The following is a 5,255-nucleotide window of genomic DNA, read 5'->3' on the forward strand; positions in this document are numbered from 1 at the left end:
TCTTTTAACAAGTCTCTATCATCTTTAATTAAGTTAATTGCTAAATTTTTTATCTGTAACATATATCCTCCTAGGATGATATGCCACTTATGAATAATATTTATAAATTTTCACAAAAAAAGTCCGTCCCAAGTGAACAGACCTATTCCAAAAAAGAATAATCTTATCCACAATATGGCATACCAAAACACGCCAAGGCAAACCTCAGCACAATCAGTATCAATTTCCATATTGCTTATAAAATCATCTATACATTTCTCCTTATTTGTTTATAACTTTACTATACTGCCATTATTATAATTTCAAAATATTTAATAATACTTAACTTTTAAAAATGTTGGCTTATCTATCTTGTTACAAGCTTTTTTCTAAGCTCTAGCCCATCATAGATAATATCCGTACCTAATTTATTAAAAGATATTTGCCTATAGTCACTAAATCCATTATTATAACAAGCTTTTATAGAACCAATATTCTCTTTGGCAACATCCGCAGAAATGTATTTTCCACCCTTTGCCTTAACAAATTTCTCTAAAGAGCAAATAAGATCTGTTGCAAGTCCCTTACCCCAACACTCTTTTTTGAAGGTATAACCTATTGCCCAAACTTCTTCGTCCATTTCCCAAGCACAGGTAGTTCCGATTATCTGTTTATTTATTTTATCGAGTAGAACAAAATAAAAATCATCAGTCCAATTTTCACTATTATCAAGCTCGCCATTTTAAAAACAACTTCTTATCTCATCCCCATTTTTATAGTAGGAATCAGCAAGATATTTACCAACCTCTACATTTCCCCAAATTTTTGAAACTTCGTCGCAATCCTCAATAACCATATCTCTAATAAATAATCTTTCTGTCTCAAACCTATATTTTCTCATAAAAACCTTCAAACATTACTAACCTAATATGCTTACAATTTTATACTATTCTTCTCCAATAAAATTTAAGAAACAAACTTACCAACAAAAGAAAACCGCCTGTAATTGCTAACGTATAGAATACGACAATATTAATATAAGAAGCCAAAATAGAGACTATAAAAATTCCAACAGCTAATATGCTTATTATAGAAGAGGCTGACTTTAATTTTATAAATCTTTCTCTTTCGTCATATTCTTTAATATACATTTCTTTTAGTAACTTTTTGTCCTGTAAAGCTTTTTTTGTTTTACAAATTAGGTAAAGACAAATAAAATTAAAACCTAATACTAAACCTGTTAAAAACCCCAAAGATGAATCATTGACTACTAGGTTTTCTTTTAACAAAAACCTCCCCAAACCCAAAAACGCCATGGCAAAACCTATAAAAGCTTGGTAGATTCTCTTTTTCTTTATCAAACCTTCACGATATTTTTCTAAATTCATTCTTCCTCCTCAAATATAAATACATCTTCTATATTTAAACCAAAATATTTTGCTATCTTGTAAGCCAGAGGTAGGGATGCTATGTACTTACCAGTTTCTATGGATGTTATAGTCTGCCTAGTAACTCCAACTATTTCAGCAAGGTCTGCTTGTGATAGTTTATTTTCCTTCCTCAATTCAGCTATTCGTATCTTCACTAAACCACCTTCTAATCAAAATAAGTAATTCTTTATAAAAAGTATAGCACGCTTTGCATTAATTGTCAAGTATGCTTTGCACAAATTGACTTATATTTTTTTTATGTTATAATTAACTTAACAGAACCTCTCCACGCTTAATGTAGGTTTCCTACATGCGGACCACGGAGAGGGCTTTTTTATATAAGGAGAAAGTGAATGGAATTAAAGCCAGCTTTAAGTTATGAGGAGCAAATCAATAAACTAAAAAATGATCACAATCTTTCTATAACTGATTTTAATTATGCAGAGGATATTTTAAAAAAAGTTAATTACTACAGGCTATCAGGATACGGTATTGGCCTTAAAAATTTTAATAATAGGGAGCATTACAAAGATTATGTAAGTATTGAATATTTATTTAACCTTTATTGCTTTGATAGTCAGTTTAAAAATAACCTAATAAGAACTATTGAACAAATAGAAATTGAGCTTAGAACTCAAATAGCTTACCACTTATCTATTAAATATGGAGCTGATGCTCTTATGAATAAAGATAATTTTATCAACAAAACAAATAAAGAAGGTCAAACAATATATTCCATAATTAACAAAAATCTAAAAAAAGAAATTAATAGACAAAAAAATAAACCTTTTGTTAAGCATCATTTAAAAAAGTATGGTGGAAAGTTTCCAATATGGGTATCAGTTGAGCTCCTATCTTTTGGAAATTTATCTTCTTTGTTTAGCATTCTAAAAAATGAAGATAAAAAAGAGATTTCTAATTACTACAATACAGATCCTAAATATTTAAAAAATTGGATTCTATGCCTTGTTGAAGTTAGAAATATTTGCGCCCATTACACTAGACTTTATAATATGCCATTAAAGGAAAATCCTCGTTTGTACTCCGAAAATGAAAAATATAAGGGAAAGCAAAATAAAATATTTCCTATCATATTGATAATAAAGAGAATTCTGAACTCAAATGACCAACGGAAATCTCTTTTAAAAGATTTAGAGAATACTTTTAATAAATACCAAGGTTATTTTAATTATAATTTTATGGGTTTTCCTAATAATTGGAAAGATATTCTTTGACCCAATTATTTACTCTCAAATAAAAATGCATGTTAATGTTTCTTGACATTTAAATTCAAAAAGCCCAGCCATATAGCTGAGCTTTTGTTTTTAGTCTCTAAATTCACCTGTTATTAGTTTTGAAGATATCCAGCCTCCGTCTATTTTTAGCCAGTATCTGCCGCCGTCGTTTACTACCTCACTTACCTTTAGGTTATCTCCGTCGTAGACATAGCCTGCTACTCCTGAGTTTAGGTTTGGCTCTGTTCTTATTTCTCCCATGTGGGCGTCAACTGTCACATTCTTGTTTAAGAAGTCTTTTTCCTTGTAGATTTCTGTATATGAAGGGTTACCGTTTTGACCGTAGGAGTTGTTTCCTCTTAGGGCTTCTAGATCGTATTGGTTAGCTAATTCTCGTCTGCTAGCTCTAGTGTCTTTTAAGTCACTATCTTCATTTGTATTAGCTTCTGTTTCTTCATTTTCTTGGTTTTCTTCAGTTTCTTCTTCGCTAACTTCTTTTTCTTCTTCCTTGTCGGCTAATTTTTCAGTTTTTCCAGTTAATTTTTCCTTAAAATCAGATAGGGCCTTAGATTCTGGTAGAAGGTCAGCGTAGGTTGTCGCTAGTTTTTTAGCTTCTTTCTCATTTTCATCAGCTATTTCTTTTTCTATATCCTTTACTACTGCTTTTTCTACTTGATCAAGCTTAGCTTGGCCCTCTTCATAATAATCGCCTGCTTCTTTAGGGATTGCCTTTAGGATTTCTATAGCTTTTTTGTAGTCTTTGTTTTTGATGTTTTCATCACTTGTTTTAATGGCTTTTTTATAAAGAGCTATATCCTCTTGTTGGGTTGATTCGATTCTATTGTTTCTAGCCATTTCCTTTTCTGCCCCTAGCTTAAAGAAGTAGGATAGGACTATAAAAACAACAGCGAAGGCCATTACTGATCCTATGATAAGGCCATAGCTCATGAGGTCCTTGTCCTTGCCTCTTTGTCTTTGCCTTTGGGTGCGTTTTCTGCTAACATCTTTGTTGATTTTTATTTTTTCATTTTTAATATTTTTCTCATCTACTAGGCTTGCTCCACAAGACTCGCAGACCTTGGCCCCGTCTTTATTTTTGTGGCCACATTTTTTACAGATCATAATGCCTCCTATTTATTATTAATCATAATTTTACTTACTTATATTATATCATAAAATCAGATTAATTTTTAAGAAAATTAGGAATTTATCTTTTACTAGATTAGGCCTTACTTTCAAGATAAGTTTTATAAAAACTTAGGTCTTGGACTGTCTCTAAGACTCCCTTATAAGCTCCATCCTTATCCCTTACTGCATAGTAGGTGATTGCATAGTCTTTGCCTTTGATATTTTTTATAACTTGAAGCTTATCTCTAGTGCCTTTTTTAAATTCTTTGATTAGATTTCTAACTATAGGCTCTGCTTGGGGTGGGTGGCAGTAATAAACTTCCCTGCCTAGGGATGATTCTGGTCTTTTAAAGACTTTTGCGCCCTTATGGTCGTTGTAGTAAGAGGCTATATCATTTTCATCCACATAGGTTATTTCTATTTCTAGGGTATCTAGCATAGCCCTTAGCTGGTCGACTCTCATCTTTCCCTTGGATAAGTTTACGTAGCCTTTTTTAAGATTAGCTTCGGATAGGTTTTTATCTTCATCTTTAGTTTCTAAGTCTGGGTCATAATCTCCGAGGTCCCTATAAAGCTTAGCTAGGTCTTCATCACTTATTGTTTCATCTACTAGGGGATAAAGGATATTATCTTCCTTGTAGGTCATCTCCCTAGCTCTTTCTAAGCTTTCTAGGGCTAGATCCTTATCCTTAAGCTTGATGGCTTTCTTGAAGTTATTTGCTATATCTATATCAACTGCCCACATCACATCTGATGGGCCTGGCTTGTTGTATTTTGCCTTAAGGATTGGATAGATGAGGTCTCCTTTTTTCTTATAATGGCCAAAGACCTTGTAGATATTCTTGCTAAAATCTTCGCCGTTTTCTATGGATTTTTTAAGGCCATCTAGGATGATTTTAATCTCTTCATTTTCTTTTTTGAAATAAGCTACAAAGTCTGCTTGACTTGATTGGTCAAGATTTTTTTCACTTTCTGTCTCTCCATGAAAGAGGGCAGAATGGACATCGCAGAGTTTTCTCACTTCTTCCTTGGCCATGCCAGATGCCAAAAGTTCTTCTTCGGCATCCATGATCTCTGATGAAGAAACTCCCTCAAAATTATTCTTAAAATCAGCCCTAACTGATTTTAAATCTTCTCCACCTGAAAGCCTTGTAAGGTAGGATTTTATGAGTTTTTTCCTCTCGATGACTTCAGGATTTTCTGATGAATCTATGAGCTCATATCCCATTGCCTTAAGTTTGAGATCATAGTCAGCAACTCCCATCATCTTGGCCCCACGTTTTATGGACATGGACTTGCCCAAACTTTTTACCATTAATGGATTTTTAAGTCCTGTAAAGCCCACACTTACAAGGTCGTCCTTTAATTTATCATTATCTTTTATCAGGTCGTAAACTGTTTTATTTATATCTATTTGCATATTTATCACTCCTTATACCTATTATACAACAAAAGATAATGATAATCAGTAACTTTTGTTACA

General features: G+C 32.5%; 6 protein-coding genes and 1 pseudogene. 1 reads left to right on the plus strand and 6 read right to left on the minus strand.

All coding sequences use genetic code 11. From position 1 onward, the window contains the following. Window positions 1–346: 346 nt before the first annotated feature. The 4 genes and pseudogenes from Q0410_RS02530 to Q0410_RS02545 form a co-directional block, all read right to left on the minus strand. Window positions 347–691 (minus strand): annotated as a pseudogene (locus tag Q0410_RS02530) (GNAT family N-acetyltransferase); the annotation flags it as partial. Window positions 692–721: 30 nt separating this feature from the next. Next, complete coding sequence (locus Q0410_RS02535) at window positions 722–880, minus strand: hypothetical protein (protein WP_299032537.1); 159 nt, start codon at window positions 878–880, stop codon at window positions 722–724. A gap of 40 nt (window positions 881–920) precedes the next feature. Continuing rightward, window positions 921–1,367, minus strand: a complete 447-nt coding sequence (locus Q0410_RS02540; RefSeq protein WP_299032539.1) for a hypothetical protein — start codon at window positions 1,365–1,367, stop codon at window positions 921–923. Further along, the gene (locus Q0410_RS02545) at window positions 1,364–1,564 is read right to left on the minus strand and encodes a helix-turn-helix transcriptional regulator (RefSeq protein WP_299032541.1); all 201 of its coding nucleotides are present in this window, start codon (window positions 1,562–1,564) and stop codon (window positions 1,364–1,366) included. The genes Q0410_RS02540 and Q0410_RS02545 overlap by 4 nt, the downstream gene beginning before the upstream one ends. Before the next feature lie 198 nt (window positions 1,565–1,762). Here Q0410_RS02545 and Q0410_RS02550 point away from each other — a divergent pair, with 198 nt between their 5' ends. Next, the gene (locus tag Q0410_RS02550; protein WP_299032542.1) at window positions 1,763–2,644 is read left to right on the plus strand and encodes an Abi family protein; all 882 of its coding nucleotides are present in this window, start codon (window positions 1,763–1,765) and stop codon (window positions 2,642–2,644) included. Window positions 2,645–2,734: 90 nt separating this feature from the next. Here the strand turns inward: Q0410_RS02550 and Q0410_RS02555 are convergent, their stop codons facing one another. Together Q0410_RS02555 and Q0410_RS02560 are read right to left on the minus strand one after the other, a co-directional pair. Continuing rightward, on the minus strand, window positions 2,735–3,766 hold the full coding sequence (locus tag Q0410_RS02555) for a zinc-ribbon domain-containing protein (protein WP_299032544.1): 1,032 nt from the start codon (window positions 3,764–3,766) through the stop codon (window positions 2,735–2,737). A 100-nt stretch (window positions 3,767–3,866) separates the two neighbouring features. Next, window positions 3,867–5,192, minus strand: coding sequence for a DUF438 domain-containing protein (locus Q0410_RS02560; protein ID WP_299032546.1), 1,326 nt, complete (start codon window positions 5,190–5,192; stop codon window positions 3,867–3,869). Between the last annotated feature and the right edge of the window lie 63 nt (window positions 5,193–5,255).

It is taken from the genome of uncultured Anaerococcus sp. (assembly GCF_937934665.1).
In the GTDB taxonomy this organism is placed as follows: Bacteria; Bacillota; Clostridia; order Tissierellales; family Peptoniphilaceae; genus Anaerococcus.

Bases quoted from the DNA above. Each gene is read 5' to 3' on its own strand.
- Q0410_RS02550 (WP_299032542.1), top strand. From the start codon at position 1,763: ATGGAATTAAAGCCAGCTTTAAGTTATGAGGAGCAAATCAATAAACTA.
- Q0410_RS02560 (WP_299032546.1), bottom strand. From the start codon at position 5,192: ATGCAAATAGATATAAATAAAACAGTTTACGACCTGATAAAAGATAAT.
- Q0410_RS02535 (WP_299032537.1), bottom strand. From the start codon at position 880: ATGAGAAAATATAGGTTTGAGACAGAAAGATTATTTATTAGAGATATG.
- Q0410_RS02540 (WP_299032539.1), bottom strand. From the start codon at position 1,367: ATGAATTTAGAAAAATATCGTGAAGGTTTGATAAAGAAAAAGAGAATC.
- Q0410_RS02555 (WP_299032544.1), bottom strand. From the start codon at position 3,766: ATGATCTGTAAAAAATGTGGCCACAAAAATAAAGACGGGGCCAAGGTC.